16 protein-coding genes are annotated in these 17648 nt (G+C 59.2%); 9 read left to right on the top strand and 7 right to left on the bottom strand.

The window, feature by feature from the left end:
- On the bottom strand, positions 1–600 hold the full coding sequence (locus ACF8YQ_RS17115) for an ATP-dependent zinc protease (protein ID WP_226596103.1): 600 nt from the start codon (positions 598–600) through the stop codon (positions 1–3).
- A 210-nt stretch (positions 601–810) separates the two neighbouring features.
- Here ACF8YQ_RS17115 and ACF8YQ_RS17110 point away from each other — a divergent pair, with 210 nt between their 5' ends.
- Together ACF8YQ_RS17110 and ACF8YQ_RS17105 are read left to right on the top strand one after the other, a co-directional pair.
- A complete protein-coding gene (locus tag ACF8YQ_RS17110) occupies positions 811–1419 on the top strand; it encodes a hypothetical protein (protein WP_226596102.1) in 609 nt (202 codons plus the stop codon).
- Positions 1420–1539: 120 nt separating this feature from the next.
- A complete protein-coding gene (locus tag ACF8YQ_RS17105) occupies positions 1540–2118 on the top strand; it encodes an outer membrane beta-barrel protein (protein WP_011787098.1) in 579 nt (192 codons plus the stop codon).
- Between the two features lie 72 nt (positions 2119–2190).
- Here ACF8YQ_RS17105 and cysK read toward each other — a convergent pair whose 3' ends face one another.
- Both cysK and ACF8YQ_RS17095 read right to left on the bottom strand, forming a co-directional pair.
- Entirely contained in the window at positions 2191–3162 is a 972-nt protein-coding gene (gene cysK, locus ACF8YQ_RS17100; protein WP_022993261.1) for a cysteine synthase A, read from the bottom strand.
- A 16-nt stretch (positions 3163–3178) separates the two neighbouring features.
- Positions 3179–6055, bottom strand: coding sequence for a transporter substrate-binding domain-containing protein (locus tag ACF8YQ_RS17095; RefSeq protein WP_396622105.1), 2877 nt, complete (start codon positions 6053–6055; stop codon positions 3179–3181).
- A 181-nt stretch (positions 6056–6236) separates the two neighbouring features.
- On the opposite strand from ACF8YQ_RS17095, the gene ACF8YQ_RS17090 reads away from it, so the two are divergent.
- The gene (locus ACF8YQ_RS17090) at positions 6237–7016 is read left to right on the top strand and encodes an ATP-binding protein (RefSeq protein WP_370230197.1); all 780 of its coding nucleotides are present in this window, start codon (positions 6237–6239) and stop codon (positions 7014–7016) included.
- A 4-nt stretch (positions 7017–7020) separates the two neighbouring features.
- Here the strand turns inward: ACF8YQ_RS17090 and ACF8YQ_RS17085 are convergent, their stop codons facing one another.
- The 3 genes from ACF8YQ_RS17085 to pdsR are packed head-to-tail and all read right to left on the bottom strand — an operon-like array spanning position 7021 to position 11066.
- On the bottom strand, positions 7021–8328 hold the full coding sequence (locus ACF8YQ_RS17085) for a DUF3422 family protein (protein ID WP_396622104.1): 1308 nt from the start codon (positions 8326–8328) through the stop codon (positions 7021–7023).
- Positions 8325–10361, bottom strand: a complete 2037-nt coding sequence (pdsS, locus tag ACF8YQ_RS17080; protein WP_396622103.1) for a proteobacterial dedicated sortase system histidine kinase — start codon at positions 10359–10361, stop codon at positions 8325–8327. Before pdsS ends, ACF8YQ_RS17085 begins: the two co-directional genes overlap by 4 nt.
- Before the next feature lie 3 nt (positions 10362–10364).
- Positions 10365–11066 (bottom strand): proteobacterial dedicated sortase system response regulator, encoded by a 702-nt coding sequence (gene pdsR / locus ACF8YQ_RS17075; RefSeq protein WP_396622102.1) that lies wholly within the window; start codon positions 11064–11066, stop codon positions 10365–10367.
- 189 nt (positions 11067–11255) lie between these two features.
- Here pdsR and ACF8YQ_RS17070 point away from each other — a divergent pair, with 189 nt between their 5' ends.
- The 5 genes from ACF8YQ_RS17070 (at position 11256) to ACF8YQ_RS17050 (ending at position 15464) form a co-directional block, all read left to right on the top strand.
- Positions 11256–13394: a marine proteobacterial sortase target protein gene (locus ACF8YQ_RS17070; protein ID WP_396622101.1), complete on the top strand. Its 2139-nt coding sequence runs from the start codon at positions 11256–11258 to the stop codon at positions 13392–13394.
- Positions 13391–13978 carry a class GN sortase gene (locus ACF8YQ_RS17065; RefSeq protein WP_396622100.1) on the top strand — a complete coding sequence of 196 codons (588 nt, stop codon included), beginning with the start codon at positions 13391–13393 and terminating at the stop codon, positions 13976–13978. Before ACF8YQ_RS17070 ends, ACF8YQ_RS17065 begins: the two co-directional genes overlap by 4 nt.
- A gap of 49 nt (positions 13979–14027) precedes the next feature.
- The gene (locus ACF8YQ_RS17060) at positions 14028–14747 is read left to right on the top strand and encodes a 1-acyl-sn-glycerol-3-phosphate acyltransferase (RefSeq protein WP_206853807.1); all 720 of its coding nucleotides are present in this window, start codon (positions 14028–14030) and stop codon (positions 14745–14747) included.
- 71 nt (positions 14748–14818) lie between these two features.
- Entirely contained in the window at positions 14819–15061 is a 243-nt protein-coding gene (locus ACF8YQ_RS17055; protein WP_011787088.1) for a GlsB/YeaQ/YmgE family stress response membrane protein, read from the top strand.
- A 1-nt stretch (position 15062) separates the two neighbouring features.
- Complete coding sequence (locus ACF8YQ_RS17050; RefSeq protein WP_199452826.1) at positions 15063–15464, top strand: MAPEG family protein; 402 nt, start codon at positions 15063–15065, stop codon at positions 15462–15464.
- A gap of 57 nt (positions 15465–15521) precedes the next feature.
- On the opposite strand, the gene ACF8YQ_RS17045 is transcribed toward ACF8YQ_RS17050, so the two are convergent.
- On the bottom strand, positions 15522–15962 hold the full coding sequence (locus ACF8YQ_RS17045) for an OmpA family protein (protein ID WP_199452828.1): 441 nt from the start codon (positions 15960–15962) through the stop codon (positions 15522–15524).
- Between the two features lie 225 nt (positions 15963–16187).
- On the opposite strand from ACF8YQ_RS17045, the gene ACF8YQ_RS17040 reads away from it, so the two are divergent.
- The gene (locus ACF8YQ_RS17040; RefSeq protein WP_396622099.1) at positions 16188–17639 is read left to right on the top strand and encodes a rhomboid family intramembrane serine protease; all 1452 of its coding nucleotides are present in this window, start codon (positions 16188–16190) and stop codon (positions 17637–17639) included.
- The last annotated feature ends 9 nt before the right edge of the window (positions 17640–17648 follow it).

The following is a 17648-nucleotide window of genomic DNA, read 5'->3' as shown; positions in this document are numbered from 1 at the left end:
TCAGCCTGCCAGTGCTTTCTCGCTTTTGGCGAGTTCCTCTAGCGTGCTGTATTCGCATTCGTTTTCAACGATAAAGCTGCGGCCGGAGTCGATCAGGATATTGTCATCGCGCATGAAACGACGGCCCAGCAGCACCGGATAAGAGAACTTGCCCCGGTCCGTCAATGAAAACTGGGTTTCATGGGTTTTACCGCCAATACAGAAGTCCATTTTTATCACGTATCGGCGTTGTGACGGCGCGCCCTTGCGCTTGATCAGTACGGTCCGGTATACCGGCCGTTCGAATTCGAGAATCACTTCTTCGTGATCAATATCCCCTTCACTGGGCTGGTCTTTGTGGTCGCCCAGTGGAAGTTGGAACCGGACCCACTCTTCATTGTCCTTCTCGAACGGTTCAACATTGACCGCATGCAGTGAGGAGGTCTTGGCACCGGTGTCGAGACGGGCTTTCAGGCGTATGCCGGTTTCGCCCATTACCACCCATTCCACAAACCCCATAACCTCGGGTTCCGGTGTGGCCTCTTCTGTGCTTTCGGCCGATGCCGGAAGCGCGGAAAAAATCAGGCTTGTCAGGGTGAGTAAGAGAACAGCAGATCGCATTGGATGCTTCCTTGTATTTTCCCGGTTAAACGACAAATACGGTTCGAAAGCGTATCAGGATTCCCGCTCTGTCGCCCTTGCCGGCAGATTAAACTTATTTGAGCCGAAGGGTTGATCCGCATTCGCCTGCACGCCGCACTCTGACCCAATTATCGCCATAGCCATTGCGCCTGATAGGCGTACACTGGGGCTATCAACAGGAGAATGATGATGGCATCTCAGATCTCGGCGGGGCGAATCCAGCAACAGTTATCGGCCATCGCCAGTGGCTTTCTCGGCGACTGGCTGGAACATCGTGGCAATGGTCTTGCCGTCCCTATGTCCGTATTTGCCGGAGATAAAGAGCTGCGGGTGGAGAAACCGGAACCCGAGGCGCCCGGCCGTACCTTGTGCCTGTCGATCCACGGCCTCATGGAACTGGAGTCGGTATGGGATTTTCCCTCGCGACCGGGTTACCACTATGGCAGCTACCTTGCGGAACAGCTTGGCGATGTCAGCGCCCTGAAACTGCGTTTCAGCACTGGCAGGCCGATCTATCGCAACGGCCAGGAGCTGGCGGCCCTGGTAGATCTTCTCTCTCACGGAGTGCAACACGGCGCCGTGAACCTGCAGCGGGTTCATTTTTCGGTGGCCGAAGAAAGCTTTCGGATACTGGAATCTGTGCCGGTTACCCGGCCCGGAGCGCGAGTGGTTCGGGTATGGCACCACAGCATTTCCCGGCTGAGTTACGGCAGTGTGGCGATGGCGGGGCAGCTGGTCACCACGCTCACAAGCCGCCAATTGCGGGAACGACATGACAGAAAGGTGAATAATTCTTAGTCCGGTTTTAACCCTAAAGCTGGCCAATCCTCGGTAGGGTGTCATTACGCAATCGGGAAACAAGGATTCCGGTTGATCGTTTCGACGAATGGAAAACCCAACCACAGAGGAAAACGCGTTATGAGCTACAAAGCTGGATTTGCGTGTGCAACTGTTCTGACTGCTGCCGTCTTCACTGCCCCTGCTGTCTGGGCTCAGGATAATGTCAGCCGCGACAAGTCAGGACCGTACATCAGTGGTAGTTACGGGGGATACAAGGCCCACGGTGGCGAATTCGAGGACGAGAACGATCTGCTTGGCGCGGCTCTGGGCTATCAGTTCAACGAATTCTTTGCCCTTGAAGCCGAATACATCGATTTTGGCAATTTCGGCGATGATGACGTGGAAGGTAAGCTTAAAGGCGCGGGCCTGAGTGCCATCGGTCGCCTGCCACTGACCGACAGCTTTGGCGTTTATGCCAAGGCCGGTGCGTTTGCTTCCGCGTTTGATGTTGAAGCCTTCGATGAGGACGAAACCTACGATGAGGTGAATCCTTTTGTCGGTGCCGGTGTCGACTTCCGGGTAACCGAACAGCTGACGGCGTTTGCTGAGTACAACCGCTACAATGTGGACATCGATGAAGACGACTTCAACGGCCAGGTAACCAACGACGGTCCGGATTTCGATACCGGTCGGGTTGGTCTGAAATTCCAGTTCTGACACTGACGTCAGTCGTTAAAAAAAGCGCAGCCCTTAGAGGCTGCGCTTTTTTGTTTTCAGGCACGGTGAGAATTACTGCTGGTTCTCAAGCTCGCCAAAGGTATCGGCAAACAGGGCCGACGAGAGGTAACGCTCGGCCGAATCCGGCAATACCACCACAATGTTTTTGCCCTGGTGTTCCGGCTGTTTGCTGACCCGAATCGCGGCCACCACCGCAGCGCCGCAGGAAATGCCGCACAGAATGCCTTCTTCCCGCATCAGGCGATGGGCCATGGCCATGGCGTCCTCGTTGGACACGGCCTCTACCTGATCGACCAGGTCAAGGTCGAGGTTCTTGGGTACAAAGCCGGCCCCGAGACCCTGAATCTTGTGGGGGGAGGGTTTAATCTCGTCGCCCCGCAGTGTCTGGGCAATGACCGGTGAATCCGCCGGCTCCACCGCCACGGTGGTAATCGCTTTGCCCCGGGTTTGCTTGATGTATCGGGATACGCCGGTCAGCGTGCCGCCGGTACCAACGCCGGCAACAAAGATATCCACTTCACCGTCGGTATCGTCCCAGATTTCCGGGCCGGTGGTGTCCTCGTGAATCTTCGGGTTAGCGGGATTCTGGAATTGCTGCGGCAGGAAGTGGTTGTCCGGGTCGGAGGCAAAAATCTCCTCGGCCTTGGCGATGGCGCCCGGCATACCCTTGGCGGGTTCGGTGAGTACCAGTTCGGCTCCCAGGGCCTTGAGAACCTTACGCCGCTCCAGGCTCATGGAGGCCGGCATGGTAAGAATCAGCTTGTAACCGCGGGCAGCGGCAACATAGGCCAGGGCAATGCCAGTGTTACCACTGGTGGGCTCGACAATAGTCATGCCGGGTTTCAGGGTACCGCGTTTTTCGGCATCCCAGATCATGGCGGAACCAATCCGGCATTTGACCGAGTAGGCCGGGTTCCGGCCTTCGATCTTGGCCCAGATCGTTGCGCCATCGTTTACCCGGTTCAGCTTCACCAGCGGTGTGTTGCCGATGGAAAGGGAATTGTCGTTATAGATACGTGCCATGTTCTGCTCCTGTTCCTTATGTCTTGCGTCCGGTCTGTCTTGCTTCCAGGCGGTTTCGACCATTGCCCTTGGCGGCGTAGAGCGCCTGATCGGCCTGCCTCAGATACTCTGCCGGTGAGCCGGTCGGCTCGGGCACGCCATAGGCGAGGCCAATACTGACCGTCAGCTCGATCGGGCTACCCTGGCAGGTATCGCACTGCCGGTTGGCAACCGCTGTCCGGAAACGTTCCAGTCGGTCCATGATATCGGATGCGTCTTCGTAACTGGTGAAAATTATGAATTCTTCACCACCAAAACGCGACAACCGGTCGGTTTCCCGGCGGAAGTGCTCCCGCATCACATCAGCCAGTGCCTGAAGGCACTGGTCTCCGGCTTCATGGCCCCAGGTGTCGTTGATTCTCTTGAAGTGGTCGGCATCCACCATGGCCACGGCGAATCCGGTTTTGTGGCGCTGGCACCATTGGAAGCTGTGGGGAAACTCGCGGTCGAAATAGCTGCGATTGCCCAGTTGGGTGAGATTATCTGTCACGCTCAGGCGCGACAATGCCTCGTTGGCGTCGGCCAGCTCCCGGTTCAGCCGGCCGAGCTTGCGATTCCAGTACACCAGCAAAGCGGTAATCAAGAGGCCGGCGATCAGAATCTGCCAGAACCGGGTGTAATCAACCCGTTCCTCAATCCGGAGATTGCGCCAGGTGCTCTCCAGATTCTCTCTTTCCTCCGGAGTGAGGCTGGAAACCAGCCGCTGCATGATGTTGTGCAATATGGGTTCGTCATTTCGGGTGGCAATGGCCAGGGACCAGTCTGCAGGGACCCGGCCGATCACTTTCAGGTCGGCCAGGCCGAGGGATTGCATGTAATAGCTGGCGGTGGCCAGGGTGGTGATGTAGCCGGCCAGCGTGCCATTCTGTAATTGCCGCAACCCATCTTCCTCCGAGCCAACCGGAACCAGCTGCAGCGTGGGGTAGCGTTGCTTGAGCAGTTCGGCAAACGCGTAGCCGTCGACCACGCCAACGGGCCTGTCGCCCATGTCACTCAGCCGTTCGATAAACGGTGCCTCAATACGCCCCATGATCACGTTAGGCACTTCAAGGTAGGGTGTGGTGAAGTTCATGTAGCTGGTGCGTTCCAGAGTTTCCATGGCCAGAGGAAACATGTCACAGCGGCGGTCACGGGCGGCGTCAATAGATTCCCGCCAGCTGTCGGTTGGCACCAGCTCGAAATTGAGGTCGCCCCGATCCCGGAACAGCTCCAGTACCTGAGCTGAGAGTCCAACATGCTGGCCATTCTCGACGGCTTCCAGTGGGCTCCAGTCCGGATCGACACAAATGCGGACTTTGCGATTGTGCTGTTGCAGCCAGTCGGCTTCCGTTTCGTTCCACTCAATTCGGCCACCTGACTGGTCAGCCCGGCGGGCCGTGGCGCCGAGCCAGCGGGTTTCGATGGTTCTCTGTTCGGTGGGCGAGATCGACGCCAGAGCCTGGTTCAGGATATCTGCAAGGGGCGACAGGGTCGGCCGGATGCCGAAGCGCAGGTCCTCTCCGGTGAAACCGGGAAGTACCAGTTCGCCGGCAATACGTACGCCGCTGATGCCAAGTTCATGTATCCAGTAATTGCCCGAATGCAGAGCATTGATCACCACATCCACGTCGCCCTTGGCCAACGCGTGGAACATAGGCTCCTGGGTGCTGAAGGTGAGCAGATTTTTTGTGCCCAGAATCTCTTTGACGGCTTCTTCGTAATAGATGCCGGCACCGATGGCCAGGCGGTAGTTTCTCAGGTCTTCCAGCCGGGTGTAGTTCAGGCTGTCACTGCGGGTAAATATGACATTGGGGATAGTGTGATAGGGCTCGGTGAAACGGGCAAAGGCTTCCCGTTCCGGGCGATAGGACATGTTTGCCATGATATCGATATCGCCGTTCTGCAGCATTGGAATCAGCTCGTCCCACTGGCCGCGTACCGGAATAATCTGCAGGCCGGTGAGATCGGCCAGACGGTTCATAACGTCCACGCTCAGGCCCAGGGTTCGGCCACCGTCAGTAAAGCTGAAGGGGGCATAATCATCCATGAAACCGACTCGAACCGGTCCGAGGGTGGCCAGGAACTGCAGTTGTTCCGAACTTAACGGTAGCTTGGCGGACCGTTCTGTGGAAACGCCACCGAATTCCTGCCAGCGCTCACGCAGGTTGCTCAGGTAGCTTGCCGGAATGGCACTTAGCCCTGCCTGCAATCGGTCGAGCAGAGCCTGATCGCCAACTCTGACGCCAATTCGAAAGTCCTCCCGTGATAACTGGTTCAAGGGTGCAGGGCCGACCATTTCCAGAAATCGGAAGCCGGCCCGGTTAGCCAGGTACTCCATAGTCAGTCGTGGGCCAACGGCCACATCCACCCAGCCAAAAGCCAGGGCGCGCACCAGGCTGGGCAGGGTGTCGTAGGTCTGTATGGTGAGGTCTTCTTCCTGCAGCCGATCCAGGTAGTATATGTTCTCCACCACCCCGATCTCCAGGCTTGCCAGGTCCTTCAGATTCTGGATTGGTGGCAGGTAACGAGCGCTGTCGCGCATCAGGTAGACTTCGCGAAAATGGTAGGGTTCGGTAAACAGGATCTTTTCAGCCCGCTCCGGGCGCCAGGAAATACCATCAATGGCGTCCAGATCGCCCCGCAGGAATGCCGCGTAAATGTCTGGCCAGCTGCCGGCCCGGAAATCGAAGGTCAGGTTGGCGTTACGAGCGACTTCTCGCAGGACGTCAATGGAAAATCCCGTTGGGGTGCGTCCCTCGAAAAAACTGTATGGTTCGTTATCGGCGACTACGCCGATGGTAATCACCGGAGGCCTGTCCACAGGGGACTCTGCCCGGGCGAGCCCGGCAACAACCAACAACAATAGCAGAGCCATGAAAGATAGCCGGGAGACGACTAAGATCGGGCGCTGTAGCGTTGAAAACGTGGGGAATGTCAAAATGAACCTTCTATGTTGCTTACCGCTACAGTGTAGTTGCAAATCGTAACCTCTGACAGTCATAACTGGCCAGAATTCATACAGACTTTGTGAAATCTTCAACGAGGAACCGCAGCCCATGGCAGAACAGGCGTTTGATTGGCAACACACACCAGCCGCCGTCTGGCGGAGGCATCGTTCAGGCTTGCGGGCCATTCGCCGGCTGGACCCGGTGCAGTGGCCGGCGCTGACCGGCATCGACTACCAGAAGCAGGCGTTGGCAAGGAACACCGAACGTTTTCTGGCGGGTGAGCCCTCCAATAATGCGCTGCTCTGGGGATCGCGGGGGACGGGCAAATCTTCGCTGATCAAGGCCCTTCTGAACCGCTATTGCGATCAGGGCTTGCGCATGATCGAGGTGGACAAGGACGACCTGGTCAATCTGCCTGAAATTGTCGACGACATCTGCGATCTGCCGTTCCGGTTTGTGATCTATTGCGATGACCTGTCGTTCGATGTGGGGGAATCCGGGTACAAGGCACTGAAAAGCGTGCTGGAAGGCTCACTGGAGCTGCCGCCGGAGAATGTGCGGGTGTATGCCACGTCTAATCGGCGCCACTTGATGCCGGAATTCATGAGCGACAACCTCAAAAGCGAAGTCCGGGATGGCGAACTGCATCCGGCCGAGGCTATTGAGGAGCAGGTGTCGCTGGCCGACAGGTTCGGTCTTCAGTTGTCGTTCTACCCGTTTTCGCAGGATGTCTATCTGCAGGCGGTGGATCTGCTGTTTCCCCAGGTACAGGACCGTGAAGCTCTGCACCTGGAGGCGGTGCGCTTTGCCACCGGCAAGGGCGTGCGCAATGGCCGCACTGCCCAGCAGTTCTATCGCCAGTTCGCCGGGGATCCGCGCTTCTGCTGAACCGCTACTGCCGGCGTGCCATGCGGATGAAACGATGGTGGATGATGCGGATGCCGATGAACACCAGCACCATCACCACCGGTATGGCCAGGGCTGTCACCAGTGATTCGTTGATCGGTAGCCCGGTACCCTTCAGGGCGTCCAGCCCAAGTTTCAACAGGCCAATCAGGTAATAGGAGATGGCCACCACAGAGAAGCCTTCCACGGTATGCTGCATCATCAGCTGGATGTGGGAACGGCGGTCCATGGAACTGAGCAGTTGCTGGTTCTGGCTCTGGATGGCCAGCTCAACCCGGGTGCGCATCATTTCAGAGGCCCGGTCGACCCGGCGTGACAGATCTTCCAGGCGTTCGTTGACGGCTTCGCAGGTTTTTACCGCCGGGGTCAGGCGCCGGGTCATGAATTCAGTGATGGTCAGGTGGCCGGAGACTTCATCTTCCCGCAGTTCCTCCAGCCGGGTCAGCACCAGCCGGTGATAGGCCCGGGTCGCCGAGAACCGGAAGGTGGTATGGGCACGGTAGGCTTCGATTCGGGCTGCGATGTTGGTCAGTTCGGCCAGAATCTGCTGTTCATCCAGGCTCTCGTTGTCCGCCAGGGACTGAGTGATGCGGGCAAGCTGCTGGTCCATGTCGTTCAGGGAAGGGGTGATTTCCCGGGCCACGGGTAAGGCCAGCAACGACATCAGTCGATAGGTCTCGATTTCCATCAAACGCTGAACCAGACGACCAAGCTGGCTGTTGGACATATGGTGGTTCAGCACCATGAACCGCCCGAAATTGTCGCTGTGCAACTGGAATGAGCCGAGAACCCGGGCTGCCCCTTCCTGCGGGCTGCTACCCACCAGGCGCATACCTTCAAAATGTTTGCGCATAAAGGCCAGCTCGCTGCGTGCGTCCTCTGAGGAGGGGCGCACCTCAACGTGAAAGGCCCCCACCACGGTACCCTCCAGCTGCGCCAGCCAGCCGTCCGGCAACAGGCTCAAGCCGGTATCCGCAAACGGATCCGCGTCTGAATCGGCCAGATTGATGAAGGTGTAGGAGGTAAACTCCATATGCACTTCACGCCGGATCCGAAGCTTCCCGAAGCTCTGTTCGTAGCAGCTTACCTCGTGTTCCGGCCAGGGTTCACCCAGCAGCCGGTGCAGTTTCTGGAGATGTTCAAACTGCCGGGTTCGCTGTTCCGGTGTGGTGATCACCGCAATCTGAGTGACCCGGGCATGGGGCGGAATAATCTGGAACGGTCGGGAATGCAGTTCCTGGTACAGATCCGCCCGGAGCGGGTGAAAATCCAGACTGCTGGTGTCGGCACTCACGGTAATGTCCTTGCTTTGGCCTCGGTAGCGGGGATGATAACCCGGAAGCAGACCCCGTCAATGCCACTCTGGTGCTGGTTTCTGGCCTCTACCCGGCCACCATGGTAGTCGGCAATCAGTCGCACGATCAGCAAGCCCTGGCCAAGATGCCCGTCGTGGGCACCGCTGCGTTGCGAGACGAACGCGCCGAAAATATCGACGCCGTCATGGTCAGGCAGTCGGGAGCCTTCGTTAAACACCTCGATCAGGTAATGGCCATCGCGAGTGTGCAGGCAAACATCAATGCCGCCGCCTTCTGGCGTGAAGTCCCGGGCGTTGTCCACCAGCTTGTCGAGCATCTGTACCAGCATTTCCGGTGAGCCGTTCATCACACAATCAGAGGCCGGGCCCGAATAAACGATACGGTGCCGGGTATCCAGCTGCTGGTACGCGGAGGTGGCTTCGGCCAGCACCCGGACCAGATCGAACTGCTCTTTTTCGGTGTCCTCAAAGCTCTGCTCCAGCCGGGCGGCTTCGCTCATGCTGTGCAGGATACGTCGCAGGCGCTCGGTGGCGGTGGCTGCGCGCTCAAGGTATTGTTCCCGATCTTTCTCGGCGACTCCCTGGGCCAGGTTCTCAAGGGAGGAACGCACCACCGCGACCGGGGTTTTCAGCTCGTGGGAGAGGCGTCTGGAAAAGCTCTCCAGATACTGATTGTAGTTTTGCAGGCGGGCTACCATCTGGGAAAAGTGCTGCTGCAGTTGCCCGAGTTCGTCCCGGCTTCGGGGTGAGGGAATGGCGGCCAGAATGCGACCATCGTCATCGACACTGGCCTCAACCAGTGCCTGCAGCCGCGTAATGCGCCAGGAGAGCCAGCTGGCATAACCCAGCAGCACCAGCATCAATGCCAGAATGATCAACAGGCTCCGGGCCAGAACGCTCCCCAGGGTTGAACCGGACAGGGTCAGTAACTGATCCAAGGACTGCTCCAGTAACAGGATTCGGCCGCCGAACAACTCATGCCGCGTGGCCAGCCAGACCGAGCCATCGTCGTGTCGAACCAGACCGTTGTCGGGCAACCGCGTCATCTCAAGCCGATTGTTTTCCTTCGGCAAGTGCATCGGTTCCGGCTGATACAAGCGAATCAGCCCACTCAGTGCGTTTAGGCTGATCTGTTCCAGAATCTGCCCGGGGGACAAGTCATCAAACACTGAGGCTGGGGCTGGCGCAGCGACCCGACTGTGGGCCAGTATCCAGGACCCCGGTTCCAGTACTGTGGCCTGCTGTCCGGGACTGATCTGACTCTTCAGCAGGTGCTCCAGACGGTTGTCCTGTTGCACCAGCAGCGGTGGTGGCGCCAGTGTTGTGCCCGTGTTGTTGTTTGGCTGACCTTCCCTGGTGGCCTGAAAGCCAAGCCGGCTGCCTGGTGATGGCAAGGGGAGTTTAAGTTCAAGTTCCCAGCTTGCGCCTTTGTCCTGCCAACTGGCCTGTAGCCGGTGATCTCTGGCTTGTGCCGGCTCAGCCCGGTACACCGGTACGTCACCAGGGGCCACCGCACGGATAAACCAGCGTTGCCCCTGGTTGTGGGTGCCCAGTTCCCGGGCCGGGGCTTGAAGCCATAATTCGAGGCGTTCATGGGCCTGGTCTGGTCGGGCGGGATTATAGAGCGCCAGGCCCTGATCCAGTCGCTGGATCAGCAAATACAGGAACTGGTCATCGTGACTGGCCTGCCAGCGTAACGGGGACGTTGTGCCGGCTGTTTGCCAGGGGGCAGGCTGGTCACCCTCGTCGAATCCGGGCCACTCATGGCCATAGCCGTCAATGGTGATGGTCTGGTCGGTGCTGCCCGCGTAGATGGCGCCCTGGTCGGTGGCGACCGGGGTATCCAGCAGCCGGTCGCCGGCCACGTCTGCCAGACGGGCGCCCTGGGCCTGAAGCTGCTGCAGGGCCTGTTGGCGCAGGGCACTGTCCAGTTCCAGCACAAAGCGTAGCCCTGCCCAGGGAACCAGCAGCATCAGCAAACTGGCCAGCAGCAACTGCCGTTTCAGGCTCAAGACTCAGACCTCACGGGCATTCCAGCGGTAGCCCATGCCATAGGCGGTCTGAATGCCGTCGAACTGGTCATCGAGCTGGCTGAACTTGCGGCGGATACGCTTGATGTGGGACGTCACGGTATTGTCATCGAGCACGGTGCTGGCGGCTTCCATCAGCTGCTCGCGGCTGCGTACATGGCCCGGGTGCTGAACCAGGGCATGCAACATCCAGAATTCAGTTACGGTCAGGTCCACAGGCTGGCCCTGCCAGACCACCGTCATCCGGTCCACATTCAGGGTCAGCTTGCCCCGCGTGAGGATGTCATCGGGTTTCTGCAGTGCTTCGGCCCAGGCTTCCGCGCGCCGAAGCAGGGCGGTGATGCGCGCCAGCAGGTGCTCCAGGCTCATGTCTTTGGTGACGTAATCGTCGGCGCCCAGCCTCAGGCCATGCACGGAGTCGATGTCGCTGTCGCGTGCAGTCAGGAAGATAATCGGCAAGGTGGCAGACAGGCTGCGCAGATCCTGGCACAGGGTAAAGCCCCCCTCGGCTTCCTCGCCCAGCCCGACATCGATAATGGCCAGATCTGGCAGGCTCTGGCGCAGCACCTGCCAGGCCGCCGGCCGGTCGCCGTAGGTGGATACCCGGTAGCCCCGGCGTTCGAAGGCCGCGCGATAGTTGTTGCGGATGCCGGCTTCATCCTCAATCAGGACGATGTGCTTCTTCATGGTCGGTTCAGTCTGCCTTGTTGACGAAATCGCAGTGCCATTAAATCACGCTGACCATGGCATACAAGCGATGTCGAAGCCATTGCCATAATTCATCATTTTTCATCGTCAGCGTGCCGGATTCTGCCATCGGGTTGCCCTGTGGCCGAGCTGAAATAGTGGCATCACCATCAAGACAAGGAAAATCCAATGATGCTGCTATCGCTGCTTGCTAACCCGGTCGTTCGGCCGGAATGCCACCATCCGTCCTTAAAACCGGTGCTCTCGACCCGGGCCAGACGAAAAATGATCCGCTGTGCCGAGGGCATCAGTCTCTGGCTGGCCATGGTGCTGATGTTGTTTGTACATCCGTTGTATGCCGAGGCCCGCGCCATGGAACCTGAACAGCCTGGGCAGCTGTATCTGGTTGATCGCAACAGTGCGTGGCAGGAACCGGCCCTGGTCCTGGACAGCCGGTTTGACGTGCAGGTGACCGGCTTGCTGGCGCAGACGCACCTGACCCGGACCTTTCGCAACACCAGCGATGTCTGGCAGGAAGGCCTGTTTGTGTTCCCGTTGCCGGAGCAGGCCAGTGTCTATGGTCTCACCATGACCGTTGGCGAGCGGCGGATTGTGGGCCAGCTACAACCCCGGGCCCAGGCCCGCCAGAACTATGAAAAGGCAAAGCAGGCTGGCCAGAAAGCGGCGACCGTGGAGCAGAACCGGCCGAACCTGTTCACCAGCCGGATTGCCAACATCGCACCGGGCGAGGAAGTGACCGTGGAAGTGCAATATCAGCAACCGGTAGACTATCGTCATGGCGAATTCGAGTTGCGTTTGCCTACCACGCTTACACCCCGATACATGCCTGGCGCACCTGTTTCTGCGCCCGCCAGTGCCTGGCAATCCGGCTGGTCATTACCCACCACGCAAGTTGCCGATGCCGATGAAATCAGTCCGTTTACGGTGCTTCCTGACGATGTAAACGCCGGCAGTCACCGCGCCACCATTGCCCTGGAGATCGAAGCCGGGTTACCCGTAGATGAGGTGACCAGCCCCAGCCATCCGCTGCAGGTAGAGCTGGAGGGTAGCCGCGCAAAAGTGGCGCCGGAACAGGGGCCGGTATTGATGGACCGGGATGTGATAGTACGCTGGCGGCCCGCCGGCAACCAGGCGCCGACGGCGGCGTTGTTCCATCAGCAATGGCAAGGCGAGGATTTTCTGATGGCCATGGTCATGCCGCCGGCGACCACCGGCCAGGTTCTTCGCCGAGAGCTGCTGTTTGTTATCGACACCTCCGGCTCCATGGCCGGGGAGTCCATCCGGCAGGCCCGCTCGGCCTTGTTGCGCGGGCTCGATACTCTGCGCCCCGGAGACCGGTTCAATGTTATCCAGTTCAACAGCCAGGCCCATGCCCTTTATCCGCAACCGGTGACCGCCAATGGCCACTATCTGGCACGGGCGCGTCGTTATGTGCAGGATCTGGACGCCGATGGCGGTACCGAAATGGCGGGTGCGCTGTCACTGGCGATGGGTATGGACAGCTCGGAATCCACTGGCCATGTACAGCAGATGGTGTTCATGACCGACGGCGCCGTCGGCAATGAGTCGGCCCTGTTCGATCAGATCCGCACCGGGCTTGGAAACCGCCGGCTGTTTACCGTCGCCATTGGTTCTGCACCGAACATGCATTTTCTCCGGGAAGCCGCGCGCTGGGGCCGGGGCCAGTACACCGCCGTACACAGCGCAGCGGAAGTGGATAAAGCCCTGGGCAAACTGTTTGCCGCTATGGAAGCGCCGGTGATGACCGATGTCGAAGTACAATGGCCGGGCAACGCCGCGCAACCTGTGCCGGCCAAGCCGGGGGATCTGTTCCATGGTCAGCCTCTGGTGCAGGTGGTTCGTGGTGCACCGGCCGAAGGGGAAGTGACGGTCTCTGGCCGTTTGCCCGGCGGCCGGCCGTGGCGTACCAGCCTGGATCTTGCCAGTGCTGCGCCGGGCAAGGGCCTGGACCGACAGTGGGCCCGGGGGCGCATTGATGCGGTGATGGACAGCGCGCGCCTGGCGGGCACTGAGCCTGATGAGGCGGCCATCGTCGAGTTATCGCTGAGCCATGGTGTGATGTCGCCGTTCACCAGCTTCGTTGCCATTGAGGAGCGTGTATCTCGGCCAGAGGCAGAATCCCTCAATCAGGAGGCCGTGCCCACCTTGCTGCCGGCCGGCAGCCAGCCCGGAATGCTGCGTTACCCGCAAACTGCCACCTTCGGCCCGTTGCTGACCGCCCTGGGGCTGGTAGGGCTGATGTTCTCGCTGGCCATTGTCATGCTCAGCCGGAGGCAGACACTATGAACCGGGCGTTGTTATTGCTGGTGGGTTGTTCCGCCACCCTGCTGGTTTTTGGTTTGTGGATTCCCTTCAAGGCACTGGTGGCCCAGGAAATGCTGGAGCTGGCCTGGGCCGAAAGCCAGGCCAGGCAGAGCGAGGCTCGGCCCTGGCCCTGGGCCGATACCTGGCCCGTGGCGAAGCTGGATATACCGGCACAGGGTGTGTCCATGATCGTGCTGGAGGGCGTGCATGGTGAAAGTCTGGCCTTTGGTCCCGGGCGAGTGCCAGGCAGTGAAGGTCCCGGTGCGCCGGTGGTGCTTGCTGGCCACCGCGACACCCACTTTCGCCATCTGCAGCACCTGGAGCCGGGCGATGCGGTCAGGCTGCAGGGCATGGATCGGCAGTGGCGACGTTATCAGGTGACGGCCACCCGGGTGGTGGACAGTTCCCGGGAGTCTCTGGATACCCGGTCGCTGGCCCAGGGTACTCTGGTAATGATCACCTGTTACCCGTTTGACAGCCTGGACGCCTCCGGACCCTTGCGTTATGTGGTGGAGGCAAAGCCGGCTTACGGTATGGAACAAATTGATACTGTTGCCGCTCTGTGATGTTGGCGTACACTTGTGCGCCAAAATGCAGTGGATCGGATCAAACAGAATGTCACTAGTTCGAAAAATCCTGGCCTGGCTCAGTGTTCCTGTCGTATGCCTGGTCATGATGGTGCTCTACCTCTTACGCCCTTTCAACCCCGACAATAACCGCATTCTGGGCTGGGTCGTGGCCAGAATCGGCCGATGTATCCTGGGTATGAAACGTCCCCTCTATGGCGCTGAAAACATGCCCAAGGATCGGCCGACCGTGATTATCGCCAATCACCAGCAGAACGATGACCTGTTTGTGATGGGTGATTTGCTACCGCCTCGTGGTGTGGCGGTTGGTAAATCTTCACTGGTGTGGGTGCCATTCTTCGGGCAGGTATTCTGGCTGGGAGGCAATATCATCCTGAATCGCGGCCGTTCCACCAAAGCGGTGGCCACCATGCAAGCTACCAGCGACGCCATCAACCGGGAGCGCAAGAGCATCTGGGTGTTTCCGGAGGGAACCCGCAGTCGTGGCCGTGGCCTGGGTAGCTTCAAGAAAGGGGCGTTTCACATGGCCGTTGCCGCTGGTGCACCCATTACCATGGTGTGTGCCGGTGAATACCATGGCAAATCCAGAGGCTGGACCGGACGACGGGAGCCTGTCCCTTTGCGGATCCTGCCACCCGTCGAAACACAGGGCATGACCAGTTCAGACATTCCTGAACTGATGCACCGTTGTCGCCAGCAAATGGAAGAGGCCATTGCTGACCTCGCACTTACCCACGGAACTGCTTGAACAGCCAGTGAAAACAGGGCAGTCTTTCGGACGAAACTGACGCTGATTCTGGACATCTGGGGAGTGACATAATGAACCTGATCTGGTTTCTGATCATTGGTGGTCTGGCCGGCTGGCTGGCCGGACTGATCATGAAGGGCAAGGGCTTTGGCGTGCTGGCCAACATTGGTATCGGGATTGTCGGCTCGTTTATCGGCGGCTTCCTGTTTGGCCTGTTGCAGCTGTCGGCCCACGGCGCCATTGGCCGTCTGGTCACCGCAACGGTAGGCGCCGTATTGCTGCTGGCCATCGTCAACAAGATCAAGAAGGGCTGACATGATCGTACCTGTCACTGCTGTTTTTGCGGCTGTCACCGGCCTGTTGTTGCTGGTGTTGTCGGCTCAGGTGGTCAAGTACCGGTTGAAATACCGCAAGGGCCTTGGGGTTAATGATGACCCGGAATTCGAGGCTGCCGTGCGCGCCCACGCCAATCTTGTGGAATACGCACCGCTGGGGTTGATCATGCTCGCCATTGCCGAGCTCAATGGCGTTTCCAGTTCGCTGATTTACTGGACCGGAATGGCGCTGGTGGTGGGCCGCATTCTCCACGCCTGGGGCATGATCAATGGCAAGGGCGGGCCACACAAAGCGCGCATGATCGGTATCCTGCTGACCTGGCTGGCGATTCTGGTTGCGGCCTTGCTGCTGTTCTGGAACGTCTGGCAGGTTTATGGCTGAGACGGTGTCCAGCCATTGGAGAACGGGGCCGCGAGGCCCCGTTTGTGTTTCTGGCGATTACAGTGCCTGGGCGATATCCAGACTCAGATATTCCAGTTCCACCCGCCGGTTGGCAGCGTGATCTTCCGGCCGGGTCAGCGGGCGATCGGAGCCCCAGGTGGCCAGCAGGATGGCCGATTGCGACACGCCTTCCTGAATCAGTAGCCGGGCCACAGCATTGGCCCTGAGCCGGGCCAGAAAACGGTTGTATTCGGCAGAGCCAAAATTGTCGGCGTGGCCGTGAATCCGGACCCGCATGCCGGGGTGCCCTTTGATATAAGCCGCGTGCCGCTTGAGCATGTCGATATCCTGGGCATCCAGGGTGTGTTTGTTGAAACCGTAGTGGAATCGGGTACGGTGGGGACGGTCGGCGTCAGCCGACAGTTGCCCGTTGGCGCCGGCGAAGGCCAGGGCGGCCTTGGCCAGCATATCGGGGTTGTCCAGAACAAGTACGGTCATTTGCTGCTTCCTCGAGTCGAGTGCCCGGCGTTTTTTGTTATGTCCCCTTCACTATTGATGTCAGAGGCCATAACGGCAATTGGCGAATGGTCGATAGCCGCCCGGGTTCTATAGCTACCGATTGAATGGCATTTGTGTGACTGTGTGATTACACCGGGAAAAGAAGGCCCCGCTGTGGTAAAAAGCAGCTTTTCAGGGACAGATTATGATGAATTGTGACCGCCCATGCTGATTATTCCTGCCGAGAATGCCGTAAACTGGAAACGCCCACCCTGGGTAACCCTGGGCCTGATCATGGCCTGCCTGCTCGTCTTTCTGTTCTACCAGGGCGGAGACGACCGCAAGTTCGAAGCCGCACTGGAAGACTATCTGGAGAGCGATCTGCTGGCCCTAGAGGCCCCCGCTTACGAGGATTACCTGCAGCGGGAAATCCAGTTCGAAGGCAGCCAGCAGCGGGTTCTGGAGTTGCAGGAATTCCAGCAACTTCAGGAAAATGAGGAAGCACTCTGGCAGGCGGTGACGTTGCTGCTGGATCGTGAGTTTTACCAGTATCTGCAGCAGAACCGGGATCTGATCTGGGCCCCGGCACAGCGCAACCTTTGGCTGGAGCAGCGCTCGGCGATCGAGCAACAGTGGATCAGCCGGATGAGTGCTTATCAGTTGGGACTGGTGCCGGCAGAGCTCTCGCTGTACACGCTCATTACCTACCAGTTCCTGCACGGCGGCTGGGGCCACATTATTGGTAACCTGCTGTTCCTGTTCCTGCTGGGTTTTACCGTGGAAAAAGCGCTGGGCCCGGGGCGCTTTCTGGTGGCTTATCTGGTGTGCGGTGCCTTGTCCGGCCTGGTATTTACCGCCTTTTCCATGGGTAGTCAGGTACCTCTGGTGGGCGCGTCCGGCTCCATTTCCGGGTTGATGGGCATGTATGTGGCTATTTACGGGCTGCAGCGCATCCGCTTCTTCTACTTCCTGGGGGTTTACTTCAACTATTTCCGGGCACCGGCCATCGCCATGCTGCCGGTCTGGCTGGGCAAGGAAATCTATGACTACTGGTTTGCCGGTGCCACCGGTATTGCCTATATGGCCCACGCCGGTGGCCTGGCGGCCGGTGCAGGGTTGGTTTGGCTGCTGGGCCAGAGCTGGCTGCAGGTGAAAGACGAGTTCTTCGAGCCGGAGCAGGAAGAACAGGACGAACAGTTCACCAAAGCCTATGGCCAGGCCATGACCAGCCTTGGCCGCATGGAGTTCGACCTGGCCCGGCGCCAGTTCGAGGCGTTGCGGGAGCGTTATCCGGAACGGCCCGTGCTGCTCGAGCACCTGTATCAACTGGCTAAGTTAAGGCCGGACCTGGACAGCTACCGGCTGCTCGCCGAGGAAATGATGGCCGACGCCATCGCCCGGCGGCAGCCGGAACAGATGGTGGATGTCTGGCAGGAGTACCTGAGCAAGGGTGAGGCCTATCATCCGTTGGCACCGGAGGCGCACAACCGTGTGCTGTTCGCCAGCCTGAAGCGCCATGATTTCAAAGCTGCGGAGAAGGCGTTTGAGCGCATGCGAGCCAAGGCCGAACCGGACATGGTGAACGAAGCCTGCCGGCTTCTGGTGGCAGAGTTCGAGAAACTGCAAATGGAGCCGAAAGCGCGCCATTACCGGCAGCTGTTGCAGCTGCACGGCTGAGGCGTGGCA

This window comes from Marinobacter sp. W-8 (assembly GCF_044342215.1).
Lineage (GTDB): Bacteria > Pseudomonadota > Gammaproteobacteria > Pseudomonadales > Oleiphilaceae > Marinobacter > Marinobacter nauticus.
Note: the sequence above shows the minus strand (reverse complement) of the source record. Positions and strands in the feature narration are given on the sequence as shown.